Source organism: Isoptericola sp. NPDC056578 (assembly GCF_042793275.1).
Lineage (GTDB): Bacteria > Actinomycetota > Actinomycetes > Actinomycetales > Cellulomonadaceae > Isoptericola.
Map to the genome: position 1 here is coordinate 1 of NZ_JBHTVC010000054.1, position 25,758 is coordinate 25,758.

Genomic DNA, 25,758 nt, shown 5'->3' on the forward strand with positions numbered 1-25,758 from the left:
GGTCCAGATCACGCCCTCGCCGCCCCCCACCCCGGGTTCCTCCCCCCCCCCGCCCGCGGTACACGAGGCCGCCCCGGCACCCCAGGGGTGCCGGGCCTCCGTCGTCCCGCCGTCAGCTCGCCATGACGCGCGCGTGCAGGGCCTGGACCGCGTACCGGGCGGACCAGAACGCACCGTGCTGCCAGGCGGAGACCTCGGACATCCAGTCGCCCGCGAAGTAGACGCGACCGGCACCCTGCTGGAGCTGCTTGAACCCGGAGGACTCCGTGTTCGGGTAGGCCCACGCGCCCTCGATGTAGGGGACCTTGTGCCAGGCGATGGAGAACGACGACTCCAGCTCCGTGCGGTACTTCTCCCCGTGGATCTTCACGCCCTGCGCGACGGCGCGCCGCTCGCGCTCCCGGGGCGTGAGGTCGGCGTAGGTCCGGGCGTTCGTGCCGGTGTTGTAGTAGCCGACCACGAGGCCCTTGCGCTCCCCGTACCCGTACGAGGGGTACCAGACGTGCGCCAGGTCCATGTCGGTCTCGGTGATGCCGCCGTAGATGCGGTGGTCGTCCTCCCACCAGCGCGACCGGTACTGCAGGCCGATCTTGCCCGCGGGGGAGCCGGTCGAGAACTCGCCGAGCGCGGCGTCCACGCCCGCGCCCCAGTTCGTGTCCCAGCGGCGCATCACGCCCGCCGGCGCCGCCACGATCGCGAAGTCGGCCTCGATCTGCCGGGGGCGGCCGTGGCCGGGCGTGTAGGTGACCCGCACGCCGTGGCTCGTGTTCTCCACGGCGGTGACGGGGGAGCCGAAGTGCACGTTCTGCTTGCCGATGGCCCGCACGAAGTACTGGTAGGTCGTGTCCATGCCGCCCTTGGGCTGGAACATGAGCATCGACTGCTCCCAGTTGATCTCGAACGGGAAGTACTGCCCCACCTTCGAGGCGAGCACCTCCGAGACCGTGCCGGGGCCGGGCAGCGGCGTGCCGTGCTCGTTCCAGGCGGAGGGGTAGGTCGCGAACCCGCGGTTGTCCCCGCCCGCGTACGTGCCGTCGGCCTTGAGCGAGCCCCAGCTGCGCAGGAAGGACCGCAGGTTCTCCTTGTCCTCGGCGGTGAGCCGCTGGTCCAGGGCGCCCTGGTCGGTGGCGTGGCTCAGCAGCTCGGAGGTGTAGCCGAAGACGTCGGCCTTGGCGGTGCGGTAGCGCACGGGGCGGCCCGGGGTCGCCCCGGTCTTCTCGTTGTAGAGGTACGCGTCGGCGTTCGCGTTGGTGAAGACCTCGTAGGGCACGCCCAGCTCGCGCAGGTAGTCCATCGTGACCATCCACTGCGCGATGCGGCCGGCGCCGGCGTTCATGTAGACGCCGTCGTCGAAGCGCGCCGTCTGGGTGACGCCGTCCACGTCCGTCTCGGAGTCGCCGCCGCGGATCGTCAGGGTGCGGCCGCCCGGCCGGTGCCGTGCCTCGAGCACCGTGACGCGGTAGCCGGCCTTCTGCAGCTCGTACGCGGACGCGAGGCCCGCCGGACCCGCGCCGACGACCACGACCTTCTTCGCCGCGCGGCCGGTGAGCGTGAAGTCGCTGCCCCGGGGCGGTGTCCAGGCCGCGGCCGTGGGCTGGGCGGCGGCCGTCGGGGCGAGCCCCATCGCCCCCATCGTGGCGAACATGACGCCGGCGCTGGAGCCGACGCCGACGGCCTGGAGGAAGCCGCGGCGGGAGACGCCGGACGGGCGGCCGTCGGTGACCCCGTCGGTGACCGTGTCAGAGACCATGTGGCACTACCTCTCGTGTCGAAAGGTCTGACGGACGGACGCGGGCGGCCCTGGATGCCGGGCGCCGCCGTCAGCACCGGGCCCGACGGTAGGAGGTCCGCGTCACGCCCCGGGGTCGGCGGGGTTACCGTGTCGTCGCCCCGGGTAACGGGCGCGTTTCGACGGCGTCGCCCCAGGTCAGCGACTCGTGCGCGACCCGCCCCCGTCATCCGGCCGAAACGGTGCGCCCCTACGTTCCCCGCATGAAGAACACCACCAAGGTCGTCCTCGCCGTCGCCGTCACGACCGCCGTCGCCGTCCCTGCCACCGCCGTCGCGGGCGGCCGCCTCTTCGAGCCGAGGCCGACCGAGGCGCACTCCTTCGTCACCGGGGACACCCCGTCCATCGCCGACGGTGTGGCCCTCGGGAAGAACGTGGCCTGGTACAAGTCGTCGGGTCTGGGGCCGTCCGCCCTGAACCGCGCGCCCGGCGCGACCGCCGAGGAGCGCTACGTGCCGACCGACGTCTTCCCCGGCGGCGAGCTGCCCGACGGGGTGACGCTCACCGAGGCCCAGGGGATCAACGCGCTGATGCGGATCGGGGAGAACCTCGAGCGCGCGGGCCTGTCCTACGACGACGTCGTCTCCATGCGCGTCTTCCTGCAGAACCCCGACGGCGAGGAGGCCATGGACTTCGCCGGCTGGAACCGCGCGTACCGGCAGTTCTTCGCCAACACGAACCTCGCCACCGGGGAGACGCTCGACGTCCAGCTCGGGTCGGCGGCCGGTGAGCCCATGGTCGTCAACGAGGCGCGGCCCTCCCGGTTCGCGCTGGAGATCGAGAACCTGCCCGTGGACGGCTGGCTGGTCGAGGTGGAGGTCGACGCGGTGTACGACCGGTAGGTCCGCCGCGCGAAAGGGCGTGACGTCAGGACGGCGTCGTGGTCGGCTGGGCACCATGGACCACGGTGCTCGGGCGGGAGAGCCCGCCGTCACGACCGACCAGGTCGCCGCGGGGCTGCGCGAGCTGGGGCTGGGCCGGTCGTCCACGGTGCTGGTGCACAGCTCGCTGCGCGCGTTCGGGCACGTCGACGGCGGCGCGGCGGCCGTCGCACGGGCGCTGGTCGACGTGTGCGGCACGGTCGTCGTCCCGGCGGACACGTGGGACCGGACCGGCGTCCCGGCCCCGCCCGGCCTCGAGCGGCCGTGGAACGCCTACGGGAACGCCGCGACGTGGGCCGAGCACGACGAGGCCGTCGCCCGTGCCGACGCGTTCGTCCCCGACCTGCCGGTCGACCGGGAGATGGGCGCCGTCCCGGAGGCCGTCCGCCTCGGCCACCCGCACCGGCGCACGGAGCACCCGCTCAAGGGCTTCGTCGCGACGGGGCAGCGGTCCGCCGACGTCGTCGGGGCGCAGACCCTCGACCACCCGCTGGCGCCGGTCGACGCCGTGGCGGACGCCGGCGGGGACGTGCTCCTCCTGGGGGTCGGGCACACGGCGAGCACGGCGATCCACCTCGCCGAGCAGCGCCTGGGCCGCGGGCGGTTCCACCGCTACGCGAAGGTCGGGCCCGGCGCCTGGGCCGAGCTGCCGAACCTGCCGGGGGAGAGTCACCGCTTCGACGAGCTCGAGCCCACGCTGCGGTCACGCACGCGCGAGGTCCGCGTCGGGCGCGCCCGCCTGCGCCGGACGGGCGTGGCCGACGTGCTCGCCGCGGCCCGTGCCGCCCTCCTGGCCGACCCGCGGGCGCTCCTGTGCGACGACCCGGGCTGTCGCTGCGCCGCCGCCTGGCGCGGTCAGGAGCCGGCGACGGCGCCCAGGTGAGCCGAGCCGGTGGACGCCGGCCAGGCGGGCGACGTGGGCGGTCGACCACCGGGCGTCGCGGCGCGCTCCGCGTTCACTCGCTCCGCCCACGCGCGGTGGGCGCCGGCCTGGGCGGCGTGCAGCGCGTCGAGCGCGGCGCTCCGGAGCCGCGGGTGGGCCACGAGCTGGGCGTCGAGGACGTCGAGCGTCGCGAGGACGTCGACGTCCGCCTGGTGGAGCTCGCCGTCGCCCTCGATCCCGTACAGGGCGCACAGGTCGCCGAGGCGCCGCTTGCCCTCCCGGGCGCGGTCCAGCCACCGGTCGAGGACGAGCGGGTCGAGCACCGGCGCGACGGGCCGGCCGAGCCGCTCGGGCACCGTCGGCAGCCCGTGGCGGGCCAGCTCCCTGTCCAGCAGGGACAGGTCGAACGACGCGTTGTAGGCGACGAGGGGAACGCCGCCGCGCACGTGGTGGACGAGGATCGCGGCGATCTCCTCGAGCGCCCCGACGGCGTCCTGGCCGTGCGCGCGGGCCTCGGCGGTGGAGATGCCGTGGATGGCCGTGGCCTCGGCAGGGATCTCGACGCCGGGGTCGAGCAGCCAGGTGCGCACGGACCGGCTGCCGTCCGGGCCGCGCAGCACGAGCGCGGCGGTCACGATGCGGTCGGCCTCGACGTCGAGCCCGGTGGTCTCCGTGTCGAAGCCGAGCAGGGGCCCGCGCGACCAGCCCGGGTCGGGAGCGGCCTGCGGTGCGTCGGGCTCCGCGTACGTCGTCATGCCCCCGGACTGTGCCACCGGCCACCGACAGCACGCGCCGGTAGGCTGTCCGGGTGAGCAACGAGATCGAGATCGGGCGCGGAAAGCGCGGCCGCCGCGCATACTCCTTCGACGACATCGCGATCGTGCCCTCGCGGCGCACGCGCGACCCGAAGGACGTGTCCGTGGAGTGGCAGATCGACGCCTACCACTTCGACCTGCCGATCATGTCGGCGCCGATGGACTCCGTGATGAGCCCTGCCACCGCGGTGGCGCTGGGGAACCACGGCGGCCTGGGCGTCCTCGACCTCGAGGGCCTGTGGACGCGGTATGAGTCGCCCGAGACGCTGCTCGCCGAGATCCGCGACCTGCCCGCCGACCGCGCGACGCAGCGCATGCAGGAGATCTACGCCGAGCCGATCAAGGCCGAGCTCATCACGCAGCGCCTCAAGGAGGTCCGCGCCGCGGGCGTGACCGTGGCCGGCGCGCTGTCCCCGCAGCGCACGCAGGAGCACTACCAGACGGTGGTCGACGCCGGCGTGGACCTGTTCGTCATCCGCGGCACCACGGTCTCGGCCGAGCACGTGTCCGGCAACGCCGAGCCGCTCAACCTCAAGCGGTTCATCTACGAGCTCGACGTGCCCGTCGTCGTCGGCGGCGCGTCCACCTACACCGCGGCGCTGCACCTCATGCGCACGGGCGCGGCCGGCGTCCTGGTCGGCTTCGGCGGCGGCGCCGCCCACACCACGCGCGTGGGCCTCGGCATCCACGCGCCGATGGCCACGGCCGTCTCCGACGTCGCCGCGGCCCGCCGCGACTACCTCGACGAGTCCGGCGGCCGGTACGTGCACGTCATCGCCGACGGCGGCGTGGGCCGCTCCGGCGACATCGTCAAGGCCGTGGCCTGCGGCGCCGACGCCGTCATGCTGGGCGCCGCGCTCGCCCGCGCCGAGGAGGCGCCGGGCCAGGGCTGGCACTGGGGGCCCGAGGCCCACCACCCGGCGCTGCCGCGCGGCGAGCGCGTCGAGGTCGGCACGGCCGGCACGCTCGAGCAGGTCCTGTTCGGGCCGAGCGGCTCCGCCGACGGCACCCTGAACCTCGTCGGCGCCCTGCGCCGGGCCATGGCCACGACCGGCTACTCCGACCTCAAGGAGTTCCAGCGGGTCGAGGTCGTCGTCTCCCCGTACCAGCCGCGGTGATCCCCTGATGACGGCCGACGCCACGACCCGGGACGCGCTCGCCGTCGCGTTCCGGGAGGTCGGGGACGGCGACGTCGAGCAGGTCGTCGCGCTGTGGGAGGCCTGCGGCCTGACCCGGCCGTGGAACGACCCGCGGCGCGACGTCGCCGACGCGCGCCGCACCCCGACGTCGACCGTCCTGGTCGGTGTGGCGGGCGACCGGGTCGTGTCCTCCGCGCTCGCCGGGTACGACGGGCACCGCGGCTGGCTGTACTACGTCGCGGTCGACCCGCAGGAGCAGGGGAGCGGTCTCGGCCGCGCCACGGTGGCCGCCGCCGAGGACTGGCTCCGCGCGGCCGGGGCGCGCAAGGTGCAGCTCATGGTCCGCGCCACGAACGCACAGGTGGTGGGCTTCTACGACCGCCTCGGGTACGGCGACCAGGAGACGGTCGTGCTCGGGAAGTGGTTCGACGGGTCGCGCTGAGAGCGAACGACCCGGACGAACGGGGACGACGGTTGCCGCGGTGTCGGGCGACCCGCGTAGGGTGTCGGCCATGTCCACCGCGCACGAGGGCGAAGGCGCTCTCGGGGAACTTCTTGACCCCGAGCTGCCCGCCGCCACCTATGTCCTGGAGCCCGACGTCGTGGAGCCGCTGACGCGGCGCATCGTCACGTCCCACACCGTCGGGACGCACCGCTCGATCCTCCCCTTCACGGGTGCCCCGTTGGCGACGTTCCCCCTGTCGTCGCCCGACGACGTCGCGTCGGCCGCGGCCCGCGCCCGAGCCGCGCAGCCCGGGTGGGCGCGTGCGACGCTGCGCGAGCGCACGGCCGTGCTGGACCGCCTGGGCGCCCTGGTGCTGGAGCGGCAGTCGGAGATCCTCGACCTGATCCAGATGGAGTCGGGCAAGGCGCGGCGCAGCGCGTTCGAGGAGGTCGCGGACGTCGCGATCGCGTGCCGGCACTACGCCGTGCGCGGCCCGGGGTACCTCGGCGAGCGGCGCGTGCCGGGCATGCTGCCGGTGCTCACGGGCGTGCGCGTGCACCGCCGTCCCGTCGGCGTGGTCGGCGCGATCGCGCCGTGGAACTACCCGCTGTCCCTGGTCCTGTCCGAGGCGATCCCGGCCCTGCTGGCGGGGAACGCGGTGGTGCTCAAGCCGGACCCGCAGACCACCCTGTCGGCCCTGTGGACCGCCGAGCTGCTGCAGGAGGCGGGGCTGCCCGACGACCTGTTCCTCGTCGTCGCCGGCGGCGGGGACGTCGGCGCGGCGCTCGTGGAGCACGTGGACCACATCGCCTTCACCGGTTCGACGGCGACGGGTCGCAAGGTCGCGGCGCGGGCCGGGGAGCGGCTCATCGGCACGACGCTCGAGCTGGGCGGCAAGAACCCGCTGTACGTCGCGGCCGACGCGGACCTGGACTCGGCCGTGCCCGGCGTGGTGCGGGCCTGCTTCTCGAACGCCGGCCAGCTGTGCATGTCGATCGAGCGCCTGGTGCTGCACGAGCGGATCGCGGACGCGTTCCTCGAGCGGTTCGCCGTCGCGGTGCGCGACCTCGTCCTGGGCACCGGGCTCGACTACACCGCCGACGTGGGCTCGCTGGTCTCCGCCGCGCAGCTCGAGCGCGTCACCCGGCACGTGGACGACGCGCTCGCGAAGGGCGCCCGCGCGGTCGTCGGCGGGGTGCACCGCTCCGACGTCGGCCCGTACTTCTACGCACCGACCGTGCTGGACGACGTCCCCGCGGACGCCCTGTGCGCCCGCGAGGAGACGTTCGGCCCGGTCGTCGCGGTGACCCGCGTGTCGTCGGACGACGAGGCGGTGCGCGTCATGAACGACACCGAGTTCGGGCTGAACGCGAGCATCTGGTCCACCGACGTCGCCCGGGCCCGGCGCCTGGCGGCGCGCGTGCAGTCCGGCACCGTCGTGATCAACGACGGGTACGCCTCGGCCTGGGGCTCCGCGGCCGCGCCGATGGGCGGCTTCAAGTCCTCCGGGCAGGGCCGCCGGCACGGGCGCGAGGGCATCGAGGCCGTCACCGAGGTGCAGACCGTCGCCGTCCAGCGCGGCGCCCGGCTCGGGCTGTCCCTCGACACGCTGTACGCGCTCGGCGGGGAGACGCCGAGCCGCGTGCTGTCCGTCGCGCTCGGCGCGATGCGGCGGCTGCGCCTGCCGTAGCCGCGCTCAGGGCCGGGCGAGGAAGGAGCCCAGCGCGGCCTGCGCCGCGGGCTCGCCGAGCAGGCGGGTGAACACCGCGCCCTCGGTGTCGATCCGCTCGAGCACGGCGGCCTGCGTGCCGGACCTGAGGAGGCGCTTGGTCTCGACGAGCGCCGCGACGGGCTTCGCGGCCAGCCGGGCGGCCTGCGCGCGGGCGAGACCGAGCACCTCGGCGTCCGGCAGCACCCGGTTGACCAGGCCGGCGTCGAGAGCCGCGGCGGCGGTGAACGGCTCCCCGAGCAGCAGGGCCGCCGCGGCGCGCTGGTGCCCGACGACCTGCGGCAGCAGCAGGCTGGACCCCGCCTCGGGGACCAGGCCGAGGTCCACGAACGGGAAGAGGAGCGTCGCTCCCTCGCCGGCGTACACGAGATCGCAGTGCAGCAGCATCGTCGCGCCGACCCCGACGGCCGGGCCGCAGACCCCGGCGACGAGCGGCTTGGGGAACCGCGCGATCGTGCTGAGGAAGCGGAACGCCGGGTCGTCCGTGCCGGCCTGCGGGCGGTCCAGGAAGTCGCCGATGTCGTTGCCCGCGCAGAACACGGTCTCGTCGCCCTGCAGCACCACGGCCCGGACGTCCGCGTCGGCCTCCGCCGCGTCGAGGGCGTCGGCCAGCGCGGCGTACATCGCGGTGGTGAGCGCGTTCTTCTTCGCGGGCCGGTTCAGGGTCACGGTGGCGACGCCCTCGGCGGCGCTGGTGAGGACGTCGTCGGTCATGCCGCGACGATAGCGGCCGCCGTGGCTCCCGTCCGAGTCCTCGTCAGAGCTCGCGGACCGCCGCGCGCCACGACGCCGGGATCTCTCGCACGTGCCACCACACCCACTGCCGGGGCCTCGCGCTCGCCGCCGAGACGCCCACGCCCTGCGCGTCCAGACCCGCGCGGTTGCAGCTGAACAGGGCGCGGCGCAGGTGGTAGTCCTGCGTGACGACGACGGCGGTGCGCGCACCCAGCTCGGCGGTACGGCGGCAGGACGCCGTCGTGTCGAGGCCCTCGCGGTCCAGCGTCAGCGCCTCGTCCGGCACGCCCCGCCCGAGGATCCACTCGCGCATGGAGGCGGGCTCGTCGTAGGGGGTGCCGTCCCGGCGAGGCTGCCCGTCGCCGCTGAGCACCACCCGGTCGGCGACGCCGGCGTGGTACAGCTCCGCCGCCGCGTCCAGGCGGCGCTGCAGGTACGGCGAGGGGGTGCCGTCGGGCCGGATGCCCGCCCCGAGCACGAGGATCGCGTCCACCGGCTCGACGGCTTCGACGGACGGCCGGACCCGCGCCTGGCCGGTCAGCTGCACCCATGCGACCGGCACGACGACGGCCAGGGCGAGCGCCCCGGCGGTCGCGGCGGAGACCCGCAGCGCACGACGGCGCCGGGCACGGACGGGGAGCGAGGCCGGGATCGGGTCCGTGGCGGGCGGGGTCGAGGTCACGCCCGCAACCTACGTCAGGGGCGGAGGGCGGCGCGCTCGGCGCGCAGGTTGCGTTCCGCGGCGTCGGCCCACCGGGACACGGCTGCGGGCGAGCGGTACAGCCTCGGCAGCCCGGCGAGCTGGTCCAGGACGGCGGCCCGCCCGGCGCGGAACGCGTCGTCGGGCACGTGGCCGTACTCGGCGCGGACCTGGGCCGCGTAGCGCGCGTACCGGCCGGGCTCGGCGCCGAGGACGGCGAGGTCCGCGTCGCTGACCAGGGCGCCCGTGGCGTCCGCCGTCACGGGGTCGTGGGCCGTGGTCACCAGCACGAGCCGGGCGACCTCGGCGACGTCGCTCTCCCCGAGCGCGCGACCCGTGCCCGCCGGCCGGACGGCGCCCGTCAGCGGGCCGAGCGCCGCGCCGACCAGCGCCGCCGACCGTTCCTCGTCCCGGCCCGCCTCGCCGTCGTGCACCGCGTCGTGGAACCACAGCGCGGCCGCCGCGTGCCAGCGCGAGCCGGGCGCGCCGTCGGCGACGAGGAGGTCCAGGGCGTCGAGGGAGTCGGCCAGGTGCAGGCGCGAGTGGTACACCCGGTGCGGCTCGCGCCAGCGGCCCACGAGGTCGGTCCCGACGTCGTGCGCCGCGGCGGGCGCGGCCCGCGCGCCGTCGCCCGGCTCCCACAGCGTCGCCCACCGGGCGAGCAGCGCGTCGTGGGACGCGCGCCGCCGCTCGCGGCCGGGCACCCGCAGGACGGAGCCGGCGAGGCGGCGGGACAGCTCGCCGCCGGTCACGGGCACGGCCCCGGCGGCCACCAGGGCGTCGTGGCGCTCGGCGGGGACGTCGTAGTGGTCGAGGTCGAAGGCCCGGTCGCCCACGCCCTGGGCGCGCGCGAACGAGCGGAGCTCGTGCAGCGACGTGTCCGAGACCAGGTGCGACCAGAGGGTGCCGTGCGCCGGCCAGGCGGGCGGGTCGAGCAGGAGCGTCATCGCCGCACCCGCCGGACGGTCAGGGCGCCGGGGACGTCGAGCCGGTCGCCGAGGTCCTCGCCCCGCGCGAACGCGCCCCACACGGCACGCACCCGCCGCGCGGAGCGCTGGAGGTCGTCCCACGACGCCCCGTCCGTGAGCGCCGCCGTCGCCCACGCCTTCTCGTCGCCGAACAGCAGCGGCAGGTCGACCGTGTGCGCGGCGCCCCACGGGTTGCCCGGCGCGCCCCACGTCACGACGTACCGGTAGGCGGTGCCGCCGGCCGCCGCGTGCCGGGCCGCGAACCGGCGCGCGGGCCGCCCGTAGACCGCCGCGGTGACGGCGGCGACCATCGCGCGTCGCATCCCCGGCCCGACGACGGGCAGCGCGGCGAGCCGGCGGACCGCGGGGATCCGGCGGACGAACAGCCGCGCCTCCTCGGCCGTGCTCCCGACGAGCAGCGCGACCTGCGGCGCGGCGGCGTCCCAGGCGGCGTCGACCTCGTCCTCGGGCGGCAGCGGGTCGTGACCGTACTGGGTGCCGAACGGCATCGCGGCGCGCAGGCCGGCCCCCGTCGCCGCCCGGGCGACCCGCGCCTCCGCCGCCACGACGTCCGCCACGGGCGTCCGGGGCGAGATGCCCGCGGCCGCGCGCGCCATGGCGGCGTTCATCCGTGCCCGGCCGCGGGAGATGCCGAGCGGCGCGCTCTGCACGATCGCGCGGGAGACCAGGGCGGCCGCGGCGGGCACGGCCAGGAGGTGCGCCACCGCGTCGCCGCCGGCGGACTGCCCGAACACCGTGACCCGCCCCGGGTCGCCGCCGAACGCGGCGATGTTGCGGTGCACCCAGCGCAGCGCCTCGAGCTGGTCGAGCAGCCCCAGGTTCGCGGGCCGCTCGGGGCCGCCGTCGCCGAGGTAGCCGAGCAGGCCGAGCCGGTAGGTGACGGACACGACGACGACCCGCTGCTCGGCGACCAGCGGCCGCGGGTCCATGATCGGCAGGTCGCCCGCGCCGGAGGTGTACGAGCCGCCGTGGATCCACACCATGACGGGCAGCCGGTCGTCGGGGCGCACGTCGGCGGGCAGGTCGGCGGGCATCGTCACGGACAGGCGCTGGCAGTGCTCGTCGCCCGGGACGCCGGCCCCCGGCGCCCCCAGCACCTCCTCGAGGAACGGGACCGGCGCCTGCGGGCAGGCGGGCGACCACTGCGTCGCCTCGTACGGTGCGACGCGATCGGGGACCGGCACGGGCCGCTCGAACCGGTCCGCGCGGGCGTACGGGATGCCGGTGGCCCGGACGACGTCGTCGTCCGCCCAGCCGTCGACCGGTCCGCAGGGAGGCGTGAAGCGCAGCATCGCGGTCGAGACTATCCCTGGCGGGTGGCGCCGTCGTCGTCGTGGGGCAGGTCGTGGGGCAGGTGGTCGGGCAGGTGGTCGGGCAGGTCGTCGATGGCACGCCGCACCTCGCCGACGATCCGTGCCATCGCGGCCTCGGCGGCGTCGGGGTCGTGCTCGGCCACCGCCCGGGCGACGGCCTCGTGCTGGTCGAGCGCCTCGGGCGCGGGGGAGGGCGGCATGAGGCCGAGGTGCGTCCGCCCGGCGAGGACCTCGGCGACGACGTCGGCCAGGGGGCCGAACATCTCGTTGCCGCTGGAGCGCAGCAGCAGCTCGTGCATGCGGACGTCGAGGGCGAGGAACTCGGTGAGGTCGCCAGCCTCGCCGAGGGTGCGCATCCGGCGGGCGAGGTCCACGAGCTCGCCCCGCACCTGCGGGGTGGCGTGGCGGGCGGCGCCGGCGGCGGCGAGCGGCTCGACCGCGTGCCGCAGCTCGGTGAGGCTCCGCAGCTGCGCGTCCCGGCCGGGGCCCTGCAGCCGCCAGCGGATGACGCGCGGGTCGAGCACGTTCCAGTCCTCCATGCCGAGCACCACGAGGCCGACCCGGCGCCGCGAGCGCACCATCCCGAGGCCCTCGAGCATCCGCATCACCTCGCGCGCCACGGTCCGCGAGACCCCGTGCTCGGCGCCGATCCCGTCGAGCGTGAGGGGGCTGCCCGCGGGGACGTCGCCGCTGGTGATCGCGCGGCCGAGCGCGTCGAGCACCCCGGCGTGCAGGGACGGTGACGACATGGGCGGAGCCTATCGACGTCTGGTCGGCCGAGCGATTGGTGTGACCAGTCTTGTCAAAGGTAGTACCAATGAGGCATCCTCGGACGACGCGGTGACGCAGCAGTCGCCGCGGGGCCCGCCCCGGCGGGTCGCCGACCGAACAGGGAAGTCGAGATGGACACTGTCGTCATGGACGCCACCGGTGACGCGCGGGCCGCGAGCGCGCCGCGGCCGCCGGTCGCCGGGCACCTCGTCGTGATGGGCGTCGCCGGCTCGGGCAAGACCACGATCGCCGGGCTCCTCGCCGCGCGCCTCGGCCTCGACGTCGCCGAGGCCGACGAGTTCCACCCCCAGGCCAACATCGACAAGATGTCGGCGGGCACGCCCCTCACCGACGCCGACCGCGCCCCCTGGCTCGCCGCCATCCGCGACTGGCTGACCGGCGAGACCGACGCCGGCAGGTCCGCCGTCGTCACCTGCTCGGCGCTCAAGCGCACCTACCGCGACGTGCTGCGCGGCGCGCACGGCCGGGTGCGGTTCGTCCACCTCGACGGCAGCCCCGAGCTCCTCGCCGACCGCATGGCGCACCGCAGCGGGCACTTCATGCCCCCGGCGCTCCTGCCGTCCCAGCTCGCCACGCTCGAGCCGCTCACCGGCGACGAGGACGGCATCCGGATCGACGTCGCCGCGGCGCCGGAGCAGATCGTCGACTCCGTGCTCGGCTGGCTCGCCGACCAGGCCTGACCCACCGGCCCGACCCACTGGCCTGAGCCGCCGGCCCGACCACCGGAGCCGCGCGCTCCCGCCGGCCGGACCGGCACGCACCTCCCCACCACCCGTACGACCGTCGACGAGGACCTCGCCATGCCCACAGACGACTGGACCCAGACCCTCACGGCCGGGCCGCTGCTCGCCATCGCCGCGGGAGCCGTCGCGCTCCTGCTCCTGCTCATCATCAAGGTGCGCCTGCACGCGTTCCTCGCGCTCGTGCTGGTCAGCGTGCTCACCGCGGTGGCGGCGGGCCTGCCCAGCGGCGGCATCCTGGACGTGCTGCTGGACGGCTTCGGCTCCACGCTGGCGTCGGTCGCCCTGCTCGTCGGGCTCGGCGCGATGCTGGGGCGGCTGATCGAGACCAGCGGCGGCGCCAAGGTGATGACCGACGTGCTCATCGCGCGGTTCGGAGAGAAGCGTGCCCCGCTCGCCCTCGGCGTGGCCTCGCTGATCTTCGGCTTCCCGATCTTCTTCGACGCCGGCCTCGTGGTGATGCTGCCGATCGTGTTCGCGGTGGCGCACCGCCTCGGCGGCTCGCTGCTCCTCTACGGCCTGCCCGTCGCCGGCGCGTTCTCGGTGATGCACGTCTTCGTGCCGCCGCACCCGGGCCCGGTCGCCGCGTCCGAGTTCCTCGGCGCGAACGTCGGCATGGTCCTGCTCCTCGGGCTGATCATCGCGATCCCCACCTGGTACGTCACGGCCTACCTCTTCGGCCGGTTCGCCGGCCGGCGCTTCGAGCTCCCCGTGCCCGCGATCCTCGGCCGTGCGGACGCGGTGCAGATCGCGAACCCACCGCGCTTCGGCACGGTCGTCGGCATCCTCCTGCTCCCGCTCGTGCTGATCTTCGCCAACACCGGGCTGGAGACCGCGGTCTCCGCGGGCTGGGTCGCCGCCGAGAGCCCGGTCGTGACCTGGGCGGGCGTCGTGGGCTCCACGCCGGTCGCGCTGCTGGTCTCCGTCCTCGTGGCGGCCTGGGCGCTCGGTCGTCGCCGGGGCGTCGAGGGCACCGTGCTGGAGCAGACGCTCGACTCCGCGCTGGGGCCCGTCTGCTCCGTCATCCTCATCACCGGCGCCGGCGGCATGTTCGGCGGCGTGCTGCGGTCGTCCGGCATCGGTGACGCGCTCGCCGACGTCCTCGCCGACCTGGGGCTCCCCGTCATCGTCGCCGGGTTCGTCATCTCGGCCGTGCTGCGGGTCGCGCAGGGCTCCGCCACGGTGGCGCTCACGACGGCGGCCGGGCTCATCGCGCCGGCCGTCGCCGCCGGCGGGTTCAGCCAGCTCGCGACCGCCGCGATCGTCGTCGCCGTGGCGGCCGGCTCCGTGGTGCTCAGCCACGTCAACGACTCGGGGTTCTGGCTCGTGGGCCGGTTCTTCGACATGGACGTGAAGACCACGCTGCGCACGTGGACCGTCATGGAGACGGCGATCGGCGTCATGGGCTTCGGGATCGCCTGCGTGGCGTTCGCGCTGGCCTGAGGCGCGCGCGCCGCGGCGGGCGTCAGCCCGCCGTGACCGACGACGAGGGACGCAGGTGCTCGACCGCCTCCACGCACTGCCGGGCGATGGCGAGCTCCTCCATCGTCGGGATCACCATCACCAGCGTGGACGTCCAGTCGGGGGAGATGATGCGCTCCCCGCCGGCCCGCGCGGTGTTGCGGGCCGGGTCGACGGCGATGCCCATGCCCTCGAGCCCCTCGCAGACGGCGGCGCGGACGGCGGTGTCGTTCTCGCCCACCCCCGCGGTGAACGCGATGACGTCCACCCGCCCCAGCAGGGCGGCGTAGGCGCCCACGTACTTCTTCAGGCGGTGGACGTAGACGTCGAACGCGAGCGAGGCCGCCTCGTCGCCGTCGTCGATGAGACGCCGGAGCTCGCGGAAGTCGTTCACGCCCGACAGGCCCAGCATCCCCGAGCGCTTGTTGAGCAGCGTGTCGAGCTCGTCGATGCCCATCTCGGCGTTCCGCGCCAGGTGGAAGACGACGGCCGGGTCGATGTCGCCCGACCGCGTGCCCATGACCAGGCCCTCCAGCGGCGTCAGCCCCATGGAGGTGTCGATGGGGACGCCACCCGCCACCGCCGACGCGGACGCCCCGTTGCCCAGGTGCAGCACGATCGTGTGCAGGTCCTGCACGCGGCGGCCCAGCACCCGCGCCACCTTGCCCGCCACGTACTGGTGGCTGGTGCCGTGGAAGCCGTACCGGCGCACGTCGTACTCCTGCGCCACCTGGCGGTCGATCGCGTACGTGTACGCCTCGGCGGGCAGGGCGGAGAAGAACGCCGTGTCGAAGACGGCGACGTGCGGCACGTCGGACAGCAGCTCGCGCGCCACCCGGATGCCCTGCACGTTGGCCGGGTTGTGCAGCGGCGCGAGCGGCACCAGGGCGTCGATGCGCGCCACGACGTCGTCGTCCACCACGACCGGGCCCGAGAACTCCGCACCGCCGTGCACCACCCGGTGCCCGACGGCGTAGATGCCGGCGTCCGCCAGGCGCGGGCCGATCTCGTCGAACAGGCCGAGCGCGATCCGCAGCGCCTCCCCGTGGTCGGGCACCTCGAGCTCGCGGCGGGTCTTGTTGCCCGCGAACGTGTGCGTGACGATGCCGGACGGCTCGCCGATCCGCTCGATCGTGCCGGCGGCGATCGCCTCCCCGCCCACGGGGTTGACCAGCTGGTACTTGAGCGACGACGAGCCCGAGTTGAGCACCAGCACGGAGCCGTGCGCCCCGTACGCGCTGTACGGGGTGGGCCGCTCGGCCTCGGGGACGATGCTCATGCGGTGGCCTCCTGTGCCTGTGCCCCGAACGACTGGGCCTGGATCGCCGTGATGGCGACGGTGTTGACGATGTCCGCGACCAGCGCGCCGCGCGACAGGTCGTTGACCGGCTTGTTCAGGCCCTGCAGCACGGGGCCGACGGCGACGGCCCCGGCCGAGCGCTGCACGGCCTTGTAGGTGTTGTTGCCGGTGTTGAGGTCCGGGAAGACGAACACCGTCGCCTGCCCGGCCACCGCCGACTCCGGCAGCTTCGACTTCGCGACCGACGCGTCCACGGCGGCGTCGTACTGGATGGGGCCCTCCACCGACAGGTCGGGGCGGCGCTCGCGGACCAGCCCGGTCGCGGTGCGCACCTTGTCGACGTCCGCGCCCGAGCCGGACGTGCCCGTCGAGTAGGACAGCATCGCGACCTTCGGGTCGACGCCGAACTGCGCCGCCGTCGCGGACGACGAGATGGCGATGTCCGCGAGCTGCTCCGCGGTCGGGTCGGGGATCACGGCGCAGTCGCCGTACACCAGCACGCGGTCCTGCAGGCACATGAGGAACACCGACGACACCACGGAGACGCCTGGCTGCGTCTTGACGATCTCGAACGACGGCCGGATGGTGTGCGCCGTCGTGTGCGCGGCGCCCGACACCATGCCGTCCGCGAGGCCGAGGTGCACCATCATCGTGCCGAAGTACGACACGTCGGTGACGATCTCCTTGGCCCGCTCCACCGTCATGCCCTTGTGCGCCCGGAGCCTCGCGTACTCGGCGCTGAACCTCTCGACGTGCTCGGGGTCGGTGGGGGACAGGACGGTGGCGGCGGCGATGTCGAGGCCCAGCTCGGCCGCCCGGGCGCGGATCGACGTCTCGTCGCCCAGGATCACGAGGTCCGCGATCCCGCGGGCCAGCACGGTCGACGCGGCGCGCAGGATGCGGTCGTCGTCCCCTTCGGGCAGCACGACGCGGCGCCGGTCGCCGCGCGCCCGCTCGATGAGCTCGTACTCGAACATCAGCGGCGTGACGACGCGCGTGCGCGGCAGGTCGAGGCGGGCCAGCAGCTCCGCGCCGTCCACGTGCTGCTCGAACAGGGCGCGCGCGACGTCGATCTTGCGCGTCGAGGCGACCGTGACGTAGCCGTGCGTCTCCGCGGCGCGGCGGGCCGCCTGGAACGTGTCGAGCGCGGTCGCGACCACCGGCACGCGCGGCCCGAGCGCCGACAGCAGCTGCGCGATCGCGCCGCGCGGCACGTACCCGCCGGTGAGCACGATGCCCGCCAGGGAGGGGAACGTGGCGGCGGAGTGCGCCGACAGCAGCCCGAGCAGCACGTCGGAGCGGTCGCCGGGGAGGATGACGACCGCGCCGTCGGAGAGGTGGTCGAGCACGTGCTCGAACGACATCGCCCCGACGATCACCTCCAGCGCCTCTCGGCCCAGCAGGTCGGCGTCGCCGAGCATGAGCCTGCCCTGCACCGCCTCGGTCAGGCGGCCGACCGTCGGCGCGTGCAGGAACGGCTCCTCGGGGATGGTCCACACCGGCAGGTCCGCGTCGCCGACCACCGCCGTGGTCGCCGCCGCGAGCACCGCCGGGGTGCACCGGTTCACGACGACGCCCACCGGCTGCGCGTGGTTCGCGCGCAGCTCGGACAGGCTGAGGCGCACCAGGGCGCGCACGTCCTCCGGCGAGCGCTCGCGGCCCGAGGCCACGAGCAGCACCGGGGCGCCCAGGTTGGCCGCCACGCGCGCGTTGAACGCCAGCTCCGTGGCGCCCGCGACGTCCGTGTAGTCCGTGCCGACCACGACGACGGCGTCGCACCGCTCCGCGACCGCGTGGTAGCGGTCGAGGATGCGGGCGAGCGCGGCCTCCGGGTCCGCGTGCACGTCGTCGTAGGTGACGCCGACCGCGTCCTCGTAGGACAGGTCCACGCCGTCGTGCGCGAGCAGCATCTCCAGCACGTGGTCGCGCGGGGCGTCGCCCCCCGCGTCCGACGCCGGCGGCGACGGCACGCGGGAGACGGCCCGGAACACCCCGACGCGGGAGACCTGCCGGACCAGGAGGTCCAGCACGCCCAGCGCGACCGTCGACTTGCCGGTCTCGCCCTCGGGGGAGGCGATGTAGATCGAGCGGGTCGAGCCGGTCACGCGGCGTCACCTGTCATTCGTGCGTCCCCTGTCATTCGTTGTCGCCGCCCGTCGCCGCCGCGGCGTCGTACTGGGGTCCGCCGTTCTCGGTGCCCGTCTCGCCGACGTCCGGCCACACCCAGTCGCGCACCTCGGGGATGTCCTCGCCGTGCTCGCGGGTGTACTGCCGGGCCGCGAGGCGGGCGTCGACCATCTCCTGCCGCAGGCCCGCGTACCGCGAGCGCAGGGCCGGCACCCGGTCGATGACGTCGACCACGAGGTGGTACCGGTCGATGTCGTTGAGCATCGCCATGTCGAAGGGCGTCGTCGTGGTGCCCTCCTCCTTGTACCCGCGCACGTGGATGTTGGCGTGGTTGGTGCGCCGGTACGTGAGGCGGTGGATGAGCCACGGGTAGCCGTGGTAGTTGAAGATCACCGGCTTGTCGGCGGTGAACAGCGTGTCGAAGTCCTTGTCGGACAGGCCGTGCGGGTGCTCCTTCTCGTCCTGCAGCCGCATGAGGTCGACGACGTTGACCACGCGGACCTTGAGGTCGGGGACGCGGTGGCGCAGGATGTCGGCCGCCGCGAGCACCTCGAGGGTGGGCACGTCGCCCGCCGCGCCGAGCACGACGTCCGGGTCCTCGCCCTCGACCTCGGTGCCCGCCCACTCCCAGATGCCCAGGCCGCGGGTGCAGTGCGCCACCGCCTGCTCCATCGTGAGGAACTGCGGCGCCGGCTGCTTGCCCGCGACGACGACGTTCACGTACTGGCGCGAGCGCAGGCAGTGGTCGTAGGTGCTCAGCAGGGTGTTCGCGTCCGGCGGCAGGTACACCCGGACGATCTCGGCCTTCTTGTTCACGACGTGGTCGATGAAGCCCGGGTCCTGGTGGCTGAAGCCGTTGTGGTCCTGGCGCCACACGTGGCTGGAGAGCAGGTAGTTGAGGCTCGCGATCGGCCGCCGCCACGGGATGTGGTTGGTGACCTTGAGCCACTTGGCGTGCTGGTTGAACATCGAGTCGACGATGTGGATGAAGGCCTCGTAGCTGGTGAACAGGCCGTGCCGCCCGGTGAGCAGGTAGCCCTCCAGCCAGCCCTGGCACTGGTGCTCGCTCAGCTGCTCCATCACCCGGCCGGCGCGGACCAGGTGCTCGTCGACCTCCGGCGAGAAGTACTCGGCGTTCCACTGCTTGCCGGTGACGTCGAACGTGGCCTGCAGGCGGTTGGACGCCGTCTCGTCCGGGCCGAAGATCCGGAAGTTGTCCGGGTTGCGGCGGATCACCTCGGTGAGGAACTGGCCCAGCACGCGCGGCGCCTCCACCGCGCCGGCGCCCGGCGCGGAGACGTCGACGCCGAAGTCGCGGAAGTCCGGCAGCCGCAGATCGCGCAGCAGCACGCCGCCGTTCGCGTGCGGGTTGGCGCTCATGCGCAGCTCGCCGGGCGGGGCCAGCTCGCGGATGTCGTCGAGGATGCGGCCGTCGTCGTCGAAGAGCTCCTCGGCCCGGTACGACTTGAGCCACGTCTCCAGCACCTGGAGGTGCTCGGGCGTGTCCCGGGCGCTCGCGAGCGGCACCTGGTGCGCCCGCCACGAGCCCACCGTCTTCTTGCCGTCGATGTACTCCGGGCCCGTCCAGCCCTTCGGCGTGCGGAACACGATCATCGGCCACGCCGGGCGCGCCATGTCCACACCCTCGACGGCGGCCTGCGCCTTGATCGCGGCGATCTCGTCGAGCACCTCGTCCAGCACCGCGGCGAAGCGGCGGTGGATCGACTCGTGCGACTCGTCGGTGCCGTCGGCCACCTCGAACCAGTGCGGCTTGTGCCCGTACCCGACCATGAGCGACTCGAGCTCGTCGCGGCCGATGCGGTCGAGGATCGTGGGGTTCGCGATCTTGTACCCGTTGAGGTGCAGGATCGGCAGCACGACGCCGTCCTGCGCGGGGTTGAGCAGCTTGTTCGAGTGCCAGCTCGTGGCGAGCGGGCCGGTCTCGGCCTCGCCGTCGCCCACGACCGCCGCCACCAGCAGGTCCGGGTTGTCGAAGACCGCGCCGTAGGCGTGCGAGAGGGCGTAGCCCAGCTCGCCGCCCTCGTGGATGGAACCGGGCGTCTCCGGGGCGACGTGGCTCGGGATGCCGCCAGGGAACGAGAACTGGCGGAACAGGCGGCGCACGCCGTCGGTGTCCTCGGTGATGTCCGAGTAGAGCTCGGAGTACGTGCCGTCGAGGTACGTGCTCGCGACGAGGCCGGGGCCACCGTGGCCGGGGCCGGCGACGTAGACCGTGGACTGCTCGCGCTCCTTGATCGCCCGGTTGAGGTGGGCGTACAGGAAGTTCAGGCCCGGCGTCGTGCCCCAGTGGCCCAGCAGGCGCGGCTTGACGTGGTCGCGGGTGAGGGGCTCGCGCAGCAGCGGGTTGTCGAGCAGGTAGATCTGACCGACCGACAGGTAGTTCGCCGCCCGCCACCACCGGTCGATCCGTTCGATCGTCTCGGCCGTGAGCTCGGTACCGGCGCCCGCGCGCCATGGCGTGGGGCTGACGGTCGGGGTGGTCGTGGTGCTCATCACACGCTCCTGGGGCTCGGGGGAAGACCGGCGCCTTCATTCCACCGCACCCGGTGCCCGAATGCAGCACGACCGGCGAGGTCAGAGCGCGTGACGTCGATCTGGCGGGGTGTCAGATGATCCGGCGCACGGATTCCCGGGCCGGGCCCCGGGCCGATTACGGTGGTGCCGTGCCCAGCCCCCAGCCCGCCCGCAGGTCGTTCTGGGCGGTGGCCCTCCAGCCCCGCATGATCGGGATCCTGCTCCTCTTCCTGCTCGCCGCCGCCGTGTGCGGCCGGCTCGGCGTGTGGCAGCTCGACCGCGCCTACCAGCGCGCCGAGCTCGCCGCCCAGCAGGAGGCGGCCGAGCAGGCCTCGCACGGCCCGGAGGCGCTGGGCACCCTGCTCCCGCCGCAGACGTCGTTCCCCGGCGAGCTGGTCGGCACCGAGGCGTGGGTCACGGGGGAGTACGAGGCCGAGGGACAGATGCTCGTCGCCGGGCGCGCGCTGGACGGCCGCACCGGCTACCTGGTGCTCACCCCGCTGCGCGTCACCGACGACGGCACGGGCGGGTCCTCGTGGGCGGACCTGTCGGGGCCGCCGGTCCTGCCGGTCGTGCGGGGCTGGGTGGACTCGCCCACCCCGGACGCCGCGGCGCTCGACGTCCCGGACGGCGACGTGCGCGTCACCGGGTGGGTGCAGGCGTCGGAGTCCGTGCAGGAGGGCGGCGAGCCGCTGCCCGACGACCCGGACGGCCCGCCGCTCACCGACTCGATCTCCACCGGCGCGCTGGTGAACACCTGGGGCGGGCCGATCTACTCCGGCTACATGGTGCTCACGACGTCCGACCCCGCGCAGGCGACCGCCGCCGAGGGCGGTCCCGCGCCGCTGCCGCGGCCCGTGCTCGAGGGCAGCGACGGCGTCAACCTGCAGAACCTGTTCTACGCGCTGCAGTGGTGGGTGTTCGGGCTCTTCGCCGTGCTGCTGTGGGTCCGGCTCGTGCGCGACGAGGCGGCCGGGACGAGGCGCGGCAGCACGCACGACGACTCCGACGACCCGGTGGGCACCGGCATCGCGGGGCTGCCCGGCTAGACGACCGGCAGGTCTCGCACGAGCCGGGCGGGCCTCCTGTGCCACGCTGACCGGATGACGGCCATCGACCTCAAGCGCGAGCCGCGGCTGCACTACCGCGCCACGACGACGCCGGCCCTGGTGACGCTGCCGCCCCGCCCCTTCCTCATGGTGGACGGCGAGGGCGACCCGAACACGACACCGGCCTACCGCGAGGCGGTCGAGACGCTGTACCCGCTCGCGTACGCCCTGCGGGCGGCGGTCAAGGAGGCCACGGGCGACGCGTACACCGTCATGCCGCTCGAGGGCCTGTGGTGGGCCGACGACATGAGCCGGTTCAGCGTGGACGCCAAGGACGAGTGGCGCTGGACGCTGATGATCAGCCTCCCGGACGCCGTCGAGCACGTGGACGCGGCCGAGGTGACGTCCCGTGCCGTCGCGGCGAAGCAGCCCCCGGCGGGCGACCGCGTCCGCCTGGAGCGCTACGACGAGGGCGACGCCGCCCAGGTGCTGCACCGCGGCCCGTTCGCCACCGAGCCCGCGACCATCGAGCGGCTGCACGCGTTCGTCGAGGCCGAGGGGCGGGCGCTGGGCGGCCTGCACCACGAGATCTATCTGTCCGACCTGCGCCGCACGGCCCCCGAGAAGCTGCGCACGCTGATCCGCCAGCCCGTCGCGCCGAGGTAGTCCCTCGAGCCGCGAGGTAGCACCACCTCGGCGAGAGGCGGACTACCCCGCGCTCACTCGTGCTGCCAGCTGTGCCAGAGCCTGGCGTAGTCCCCGCCGGCGGCGACGAGGTCGTCGTGCGGGCCGATCTCGGTGATGCGGCCGCCGTCGACGACGGCGACGCGGTCGGCGTCGTGCGCGGTGTGCAGGCGGTGCGCGATGGCGACCACCGTGCGACCGGTGAGCACGGCGTTGAGCGACCGCTCCAGGTGGCGGGCGGCGCGCGGGTCGAGCAGCGACGTCGCCTCGTCGAGGACGAGCGTGTGCGGGTCGAGCAGCACCAGCCGCGCGAGCGCGACCTGCTGCGCCTGGGCCGGCGTGAGCGTGTGCCCGCCGGACCCGACGGCCGTCTCCAGCCCGTCCGGCAGGTCCGCGGCCCACGACGCGGCGTCGACCGCGCCGAGCGCGCCCCACAGCGCGTCGTCGGTGGCCGACGTGTCGGCCAGCCGCAGGTTCTCCGCCAGCGACCCGACGAACACGTGGTGCTCCTGGGTGACCAGCGCGACGTGGTGGCGCAGGTCCTCCAGCGGCAGCTCGACGAGCGGCACGTCGCCCACGGTGACCGACCCGCCGGTGGGTGGGTGGATGCCCGCGAGCATGCGGCCCAGCGTGGACTTGCCCGCGCCGGACGGCCCGACGACGGCCAGCCGTTCGCCCGGCGCGAGGTCGAGGTCGATGCCGTGCAGCACGTCGTGGCCCTCGCGGTACGCGTACCGCACGGACCGGGCCCGCACCTCCTCCGACGTCGGCACGGCGGTGCCGGCCGTGCGGTCCGGGCCGACCAGGCCGACGCCGACGACGCGTGCCAGCGCGACGGCCGCGACCTGCAGCTCGTCGAGCCAGAACACGAGGTCGAACACCGGGCCGCCCATCTGGTGGCCGTACATCGCGATGGTCGCGACGGTGCCCACCGTGGTGAGGTCCTGCGACACGAGCCAGCCGCCCCAGAGGATGACGACGATCGGCGCGATCGCGACCGCCGCGTCCAGGGCCGGGATGAGCCGCAGCCGCAGGCCCAGGGTGTAGGACTCGGCGTCGAACGCCTCGCGCAGGTCGCGGTCGATGCGCCGGCGGATCCGGGCGCCGAGGTGCAGGGCGTCGGCGGTGCGGGCGCCCTCGACGGCCTCGGTGATGGAGCCGTTGATCGTCGCGTACGCGGCGGACTCGCGCAGGTAGCCCGGCGTCGCGCGCCGGAGGTACCAGCGCGTGGCCACGACGATCAGCGGGACGCCGGTGAGCAGCCCGACCGCCACGAGCGGGCTCGCGAGGAACGACGCGACCAGCGTGAGCACGATCGTCACGACGCACACGAGCACCCGCGGCACGCCGAACCGCACGGCGTGCTGCAGCTTGTTGACGTCGTTGGTGGTGCGCGCGACGAGGTCGCCGGTGCCCGCCTTCTCCACCGTGGACAGCGGCAGCCGCGTGACGGCGTCCATGAACTCCTCGCGCAGGTCCGCGAAGACGCGCTCGCCGAAGACCATGGACAGCCGCTGCGCGTACCGCGTGATCACGGCCTGCGCGACGACGGCGCCGAGGAGCACCAGCGCGAGGGTGTCGACCGCGGAGAGCGTGGTGCCGGCGGCGACCTCGTCGATGATCCGGCCCAGCAGGAACGGGCCCGCCAGGCCGGCCAGCGCGGCGAGGGTGTGCAGCACGGAGACGCCGCCGAGCTGGCCGCGGTGGCGCCGGAACAGGCGGCCCACCGTGCGGTTCACCTCGGCGCGGTCGGCGATGGGCAGCAGGTTCGGGTTCACGGTGCCGGCCCCGGGGGTCGCGGCGGCGGGGGCGCTCATCGCGCGGCTCCTTCCAGGTCGGTGTCGGTGATCTCGTCGGCGTCGGCGTCGGCGTCGCCGGCGGTGTCCTCCGCCATGCTGCGGCCGACGACGGCGCGGTACGCGGCGCCGTGGGCGTCGCGGCGGGCGAGCAGCTCGGCGTGCGTGCCGGACGCGGCGACCGTGGCGTCGTCGTCGAGCAGCACGACCTCGTCCAGGTGGTCGAGCACGAGCGGGCTGGCGGTGACGACGAGCGTCGTGCGGCCGCGGCGCACCTCGGCCACCCGCTCCGCGATCCGCGCCTCGGTGTGGGCGTCCACCGCGCTGGTGGGCTCCACGAGCACGAGGATCTCCGGCTCGGTGAGCAGGGCCCGCGCCAGGGCGACGCGCTGCCGCTGGCCGCCCGACAGGGAGCGGCCCTTCTCGGGCAGGTCGCCGGCGAGGCCGCCGGGCACGCTGTCGAGCACGTCGTGCGCGTCCGCGGTGACCATCGCGGCCAGGAGGTCGGCCTCGGTGGCGCGGCCGCGGGCGTCGAGCGCCTCGCCGAGCACGCCCGAGAACAGGTGCGGCGTCGCCTCGGAGACCACGACGCGGCGGCGCAGCACCTCCTTGTCGAGGTCGGCCAGCGGCACGCCGCCGAGCCGGACCGGCGTGCCGGCCTCGGCCTCGTCGTCGAGCCGCCCGAGCCGCGTCGCGACGCGCGCGGAGGCGTCCGGGTCGGCGCTGACCAGCCCGAGCACGCGGCCCTCGCGCAGCACGAGGCCGCTCGCCTCGTCGGCGAGGTCGGCGCCGGCGGCCGGCGCGTCCGTGGGCGTCGAGGTCGAGGGCGTCGCCTCGGTGACGCGCAGCACGTCGAGGATCTTGCGCGAGGAGATGACGGCGCGGATCACCATCTGCAGCATCTGCGTGGCCATCTGCACCGGCCACGCGAGGAAGGCCGCGTAGCCGTAGAACGTCACGAGCTGGCCGCTGGTGATCTCGCCGCGGACGGCGGCCCGGGCGCCGAGCCACAGCACCAGCGCGGCGAGCAGGCCGGGCAGCAGCACCTGCAGCCCGTCGAGCACCGACTGGAGCACCGCGACGCGCACGCCCTGGTGCCGCACCTCCTGCGACTGGCGCGCGTAGCGGGCCGCGAACTCGTCCTCGCCGCCGATGCCGCGCAGGATGCGCAGGCCCGAGACGGTGTCCGCACCGAGCGACGTGAGCCGTCCCGTGGCCTCGCGCTGCGTCGTCTGGCGCGACTGCAGCGGCTTGACCAGCAGGCCGAGCACGGCCGCCACCGCCGGGATGCCGAGCGCCAGCACCAGGCCGAGCTGGACGTGCTGGGAGAGCATGATCGCCACGACGACCACGTACGCGATCACGCCGCCCGTGAACCGGCCGGCCATGGAGAACATGTCGCCCACGCGCAAGGCGTCGTTGGCGACGGCGGAGACGACCTCGCCGGTGGGCAGCTTGCGCGTGATCGCGTGCCCGGCGCGCGAGGCCTTGTAGCCCACGAGCTGGGAGAACGACAGCGACGCCCGCACCCAGTTCTCGACGTCCCAGATGTGGTTGAAGATGCCCGCGACGACGATGACGGCGGCGGCGGCGAGCATCGCCCCGCACCAGGCGAACAGCGGGCCGTCGAAGCCCTGCGACAGCCCCTCGTCGATGGCACGACCGATGAGCAGCGGGGCCGCGGCGGACGCGAGCATCGCCACCACGCCCGCCACCAGGGACTTCGCGAGCACGTCGCGCTGGCGCCACCCCTGCCAGGCCAGGAGCCGGGCGGGGGACGTCAGGGGAGGGTTGCCCACGTCGGGCAGGGGGAGGGGTCGCACGAGGATCCAGCCTACGAACGGCCGCCGACACGG

The 25,758-nt window shown here is 74.7% G+C and carries 21 protein-coding genes; 9 read left to right on the top strand and 12 right to left on the bottom strand.

Annotation, left to right across the window (positions count from 1 at the left end; all coding sequences use genetic code 11):
* Positions 1-112: 112 nt before the first annotated feature.
* Positions 113-1,750, bottom strand: coding sequence for a flavin monoamine oxidase family protein (locus ACFQ80_RS17670; RefSeq protein WP_430564561.1), 1,638 nt, complete (start codon positions 1,748-1,750; stop codon positions 113-115).
* 242 nt (positions 1,751-1,992) lie between these two features.
* On the opposite strand from ACFQ80_RS17670, the gene ACFQ80_RS17675 reads away from it, so the two are divergent.
* Positions 1,993-2,631, top strand: a complete 639-nt coding sequence (locus ACFQ80_RS17675) for a Rid family hydrolase (RefSeq protein ID WP_430550444.1) — start codon at positions 1,993-1,995, stop codon at positions 2,629-2,631.
* A gap of 55 nt (positions 2,632-2,686) precedes the next feature.
* Positions 2,687-3,553, top strand: coding sequence for an AAC(3) family N-acetyltransferase (locus ACFQ80_RS17680; RefSeq protein WP_430564562.1), 867 nt, complete (start codon positions 2,687-2,689; stop codon positions 3,551-3,553).
* On the opposite strand, the gene ACFQ80_RS17685 is transcribed toward ACFQ80_RS17680, so the two are convergent.
* Entirely contained in the window at positions 3,526-4,308 is a 783-nt protein-coding gene (locus tag ACFQ80_RS17685; RefSeq protein WP_430564563.1) for an exonuclease domain-containing protein, read from the bottom strand. The genes ACFQ80_RS17680 and ACFQ80_RS17685 overlap by 28 nt on opposite strands.
* Before the next feature lie 53 nt (positions 4,309-4,361).
* Between ACFQ80_RS17685 and ACFQ80_RS17690 the strand changes: the two genes are divergently transcribed.
* The 3 genes from ACFQ80_RS17690 (at position 4,362) to ACFQ80_RS17700 (ending at position 7,642) form a co-directional block, all read left to right on the top strand.
* Complete coding sequence (locus ACFQ80_RS17690; RefSeq protein ID WP_430550441.1) at positions 4,362-5,486, top strand: GuaB3 family IMP dehydrogenase-related protein; 1,125 nt, start codon at positions 4,362-4,364, stop codon at positions 5,484-5,486.
* A gap of 7 nt (positions 5,487-5,493) precedes the next feature.
* Complete coding sequence (locus tag ACFQ80_RS17695) at positions 5,494-5,949, top strand: GNAT family acetyltransferase (protein WP_430550440.1); 456 nt, start codon at positions 5,494-5,496, stop codon at positions 5,947-5,949.
* A 70-nt stretch (positions 5,950-6,019) separates the two neighbouring features.
* Positions 6,020-7,642 (top strand): succinic semialdehyde dehydrogenase, encoded by a 1,623-nt coding sequence (locus ACFQ80_RS17700; protein ID WP_430564564.1) that lies wholly within the window; start codon positions 6,020-6,022, stop codon positions 7,640-7,642.
* Between the two features lie 6 nt (positions 7,643-7,648).
* Here the strand turns inward: ACFQ80_RS17700 and ACFQ80_RS17705 are convergent, their stop codons facing one another.
* Genes ACFQ80_RS17705 through ACFQ80_RS17725 form a run of 5 tightly spaced genes read right to left on the bottom strand, consistent with a single transcriptional unit; the run spans position 7,649 to position 12,167 of the window.
* Positions 7,649-8,395, bottom strand: a complete 747-nt coding sequence (locus ACFQ80_RS17705) for an enoyl-CoA hydratase (protein ID WP_430564565.1) — start codon at positions 8,393-8,395, stop codon at positions 7,649-7,651.
* Positions 8,396-8,438: 43 nt separating this feature from the next.
* Positions 8,439-9,098, bottom strand: coding sequence for a vancomycin high temperature exclusion protein (locus ACFQ80_RS17710; protein ID WP_430564566.1), 660 nt, complete (start codon positions 9,096-9,098; stop codon positions 8,439-8,441).
* Between the two features lie 14 nt (positions 9,099-9,112).
* Complete coding sequence (locus ACFQ80_RS17715) at positions 9,113-10,063, bottom strand: DUF4031 domain-containing protein (protein WP_430564567.1); 951 nt, start codon at positions 10,061-10,063, stop codon at positions 9,113-9,115.
* Positions 10,060-11,397 carry a carboxylesterase family protein gene (locus ACFQ80_RS17720; RefSeq protein ID WP_430564568.1) on the bottom strand — a complete coding sequence of 446 codons (1,338 nt, stop codon included), beginning with the start codon at positions 11,395-11,397 and terminating at the stop codon, positions 10,060-10,062. The genes ACFQ80_RS17715 and ACFQ80_RS17720 overlap by 4 nt, the downstream gene beginning before the upstream one ends.
* Before the next feature lie 11 nt (positions 11,398-11,408).
* On the bottom strand, positions 11,409-12,167 hold the full coding sequence (locus ACFQ80_RS17725) for a FadR/GntR family transcriptional regulator (protein ID WP_430564569.1): 759 nt from the start codon (positions 12,165-12,167) through the stop codon (positions 11,409-11,411).
* Positions 12,168-12,335: 168 nt separating this feature from the next.
* Here ACFQ80_RS17725 and ACFQ80_RS17730 point away from each other — a divergent pair, with 168 nt between their 5' ends.
* On the top strand, positions 12,336-12,890 hold the full coding sequence (locus ACFQ80_RS17730; RefSeq protein ID WP_430564570.1) for a gluconokinase: 555 nt from the start codon (positions 12,336-12,338) through the stop codon (positions 12,888-12,890).
* A gap of 120 nt (positions 12,891-13,010) precedes the next feature.
* Positions 13,011-14,393, top strand: a complete 1,383-nt coding sequence (locus ACFQ80_RS17735; RefSeq protein ID WP_430550432.1) for a GntP family permease — start codon at positions 13,011-13,013, stop codon at positions 14,391-14,393.
* Positions 14,394-14,415: 22 nt separating this feature from the next.
* On the opposite strand, the gene ACFQ80_RS17740 is transcribed toward ACFQ80_RS17735, so the two are convergent.
* From ACFQ80_RS17740 to ACFQ80_RS17750, 3 genes are read right to left on the bottom strand one after another with little or no spacing between them, the layout of a single operon-like run.
* Complete coding sequence (locus ACFQ80_RS17740) at positions 14,416-15,690, bottom strand: acetate/propionate family kinase (protein ID WP_430564571.1); 1,275 nt, start codon at positions 15,688-15,690, stop codon at positions 14,416-14,418.
* Positions 15,687-17,816, bottom strand: a complete 2,130-nt coding sequence (gene pta, locus ACFQ80_RS17745; protein WP_430550430.1) for a phosphate acetyltransferase — start codon at positions 17,814-17,816, stop codon at positions 15,687-15,689. The genes ACFQ80_RS17740 and pta overlap by 4 nt, the downstream gene beginning before the upstream one ends.
* 31 nt (positions 17,817-17,847) lie before the next feature.
* Complete coding sequence (locus ACFQ80_RS17750; protein ID WP_430550429.1) at positions 17,848-20,352, bottom strand: phosphoketolase; 2,505 nt, start codon at positions 20,350-20,352, stop codon at positions 17,848-17,850.
* 170 nt (positions 20,353-20,522) lie between these two features.
* Between ACFQ80_RS17750 and ACFQ80_RS17755 the strand changes: the two genes are divergently transcribed.
* Together ACFQ80_RS17755 and ACFQ80_RS17760 are read left to right on the top strand one after the other, a co-directional pair.
* The gene (locus ACFQ80_RS17755; RefSeq protein ID WP_430550428.1) at positions 20,523-21,422 is read left to right on the top strand and encodes an SURF1 family protein; all 900 of its coding nucleotides are present in this window, start codon (positions 20,523-20,525) and stop codon (positions 21,420-21,422) included.
* 54 nt (positions 21,423-21,476) lie between these two features.
* Positions 21,477-22,088, top strand: a complete 612-nt coding sequence (locus tag ACFQ80_RS17760) for a GyrI-like domain-containing protein (protein WP_430564572.1) — start codon at positions 21,477-21,479, stop codon at positions 22,086-22,088.
* A gap of 53 nt (positions 22,089-22,141) precedes the next feature.
* Here ACFQ80_RS17760 and ACFQ80_RS17765 read toward each other — a convergent pair whose 3' ends face one another.
* Positions 22,142-23,923 carry an ABC transporter ATP-binding protein gene (locus ACFQ80_RS17765; RefSeq protein ID WP_430564573.1) on the bottom strand — a complete coding sequence of 594 codons (1,782 nt, stop codon included), beginning with the start codon at positions 23,921-23,923 and terminating at the stop codon, positions 22,142-22,144.
* On the bottom strand, positions 23,920-25,725 hold the full coding sequence (locus tag ACFQ80_RS17770; protein WP_430564574.1) for an ABC transporter ATP-binding protein: 1,806 nt from the start codon (positions 25,723-25,725) through the stop codon (positions 23,920-23,922). Before ACFQ80_RS17770 ends, ACFQ80_RS17765 begins: the two co-directional genes overlap by 4 nt.
* Positions 25,726-25,758 lie beyond the last annotated feature (33 nt).

Coding starts and splice junctions, on each gene's coding strand:
- ACFQ80_RS17670 (WP_430564561.1), bottom strand. CDS start 1,750: ATGGTCTCTGACACGGTCACCGACGGGGTCACCGACGGCCGCCCGTCC.
- ACFQ80_RS17675 (WP_430550444.1), top strand. CDS start 1,993: ATGAAGAACACCACCAAGGTCGTCCTCGCCGTCGCCGTCACGACCGCC.
- ACFQ80_RS17680 (WP_430564562.1), top strand. CDS start 2,687: ATGGACCACGGTGCTCGGGCGGGAGAGCCCGCCGTCACGACCGACCAG.
- ACFQ80_RS17685 (WP_430564563.1), bottom strand. CDS start 4,308: ATGACGACGTACGCGGAGCCCGACGCACCGCAGGCCGCTCCCGACCCG.
- ACFQ80_RS17695 (WP_430550440.1), top strand. CDS start 5,494: ATGACGGCCGACGCCACGACCCGGGACGCGCTCGCCGTCGCGTTCCGG.
- ACFQ80_RS17700 (WP_430564564.1), top strand. CDS start 6,020: ATGTCCACCGCGCACGAGGGCGAAGGCGCTCTCGGGGAACTTCTTGAC.
- ACFQ80_RS17705 (WP_430564565.1), bottom strand. CDS start 8,395: ATGACCGACGACGTCCTCACCAGCGCCGCCGAGGGCGTCGCCACCGTG.
- ACFQ80_RS17715 (WP_430564567.1), bottom strand. CDS start 10,063: ATGACGCTCCTGCTCGACCCGCCCGCCTGGCCGGCGCACGGCACCCTC.
- ACFQ80_RS17720 (WP_430564568.1), bottom strand. CDS start 11,397: ATGCTGCGCTTCACGCCTCCCTGCGGACCGGTCGACGGCTGGGCGGAC.
- ACFQ80_RS17725 (WP_430564569.1), bottom strand. CDS start 12,167: ATGTCGTCACCGTCCCTGCACGCCGGGGTGCTCGACGCGCTCGGCCGC.
- ACFQ80_RS17730 (WP_430564570.1), top strand. CDS start 12,336: ATGGACGCCACCGGTGACGCGCGGGCCGCGAGCGCGCCGCGGCCGCCG.
- ACFQ80_RS17735 (WP_430550432.1), top strand. CDS start 13,011: ATGCCCACAGACGACTGGACCCAGACCCTCACGGCCGGGCCGCTGCTC.
- ACFQ80_RS17740 (WP_430564571.1), bottom strand. CDS start 15,690: ATGAGCATCGTCCCCGAGGCCGAGCGGCCCACCCCGTACAGCGCGTAC.
- ACFQ80_RS17750 (WP_430550429.1), bottom strand. CDS start 20,352: ATGAGCACCACGACCACCCCGACCGTCAGCCCCACGCCATGGCGCGCG.
- ACFQ80_RS17760 (WP_430564572.1), top strand. CDS start 21,477: ATGACGGCCATCGACCTCAAGCGCGAGCCGCGGCTGCACTACCGCGCC.
- ACFQ80_RS17765 (WP_430564573.1), bottom strand. CDS start 23,923: ATGAGCGCCCCCGCCGCCGCGACCCCCGGGGCCGGCACCGTGAACCCG.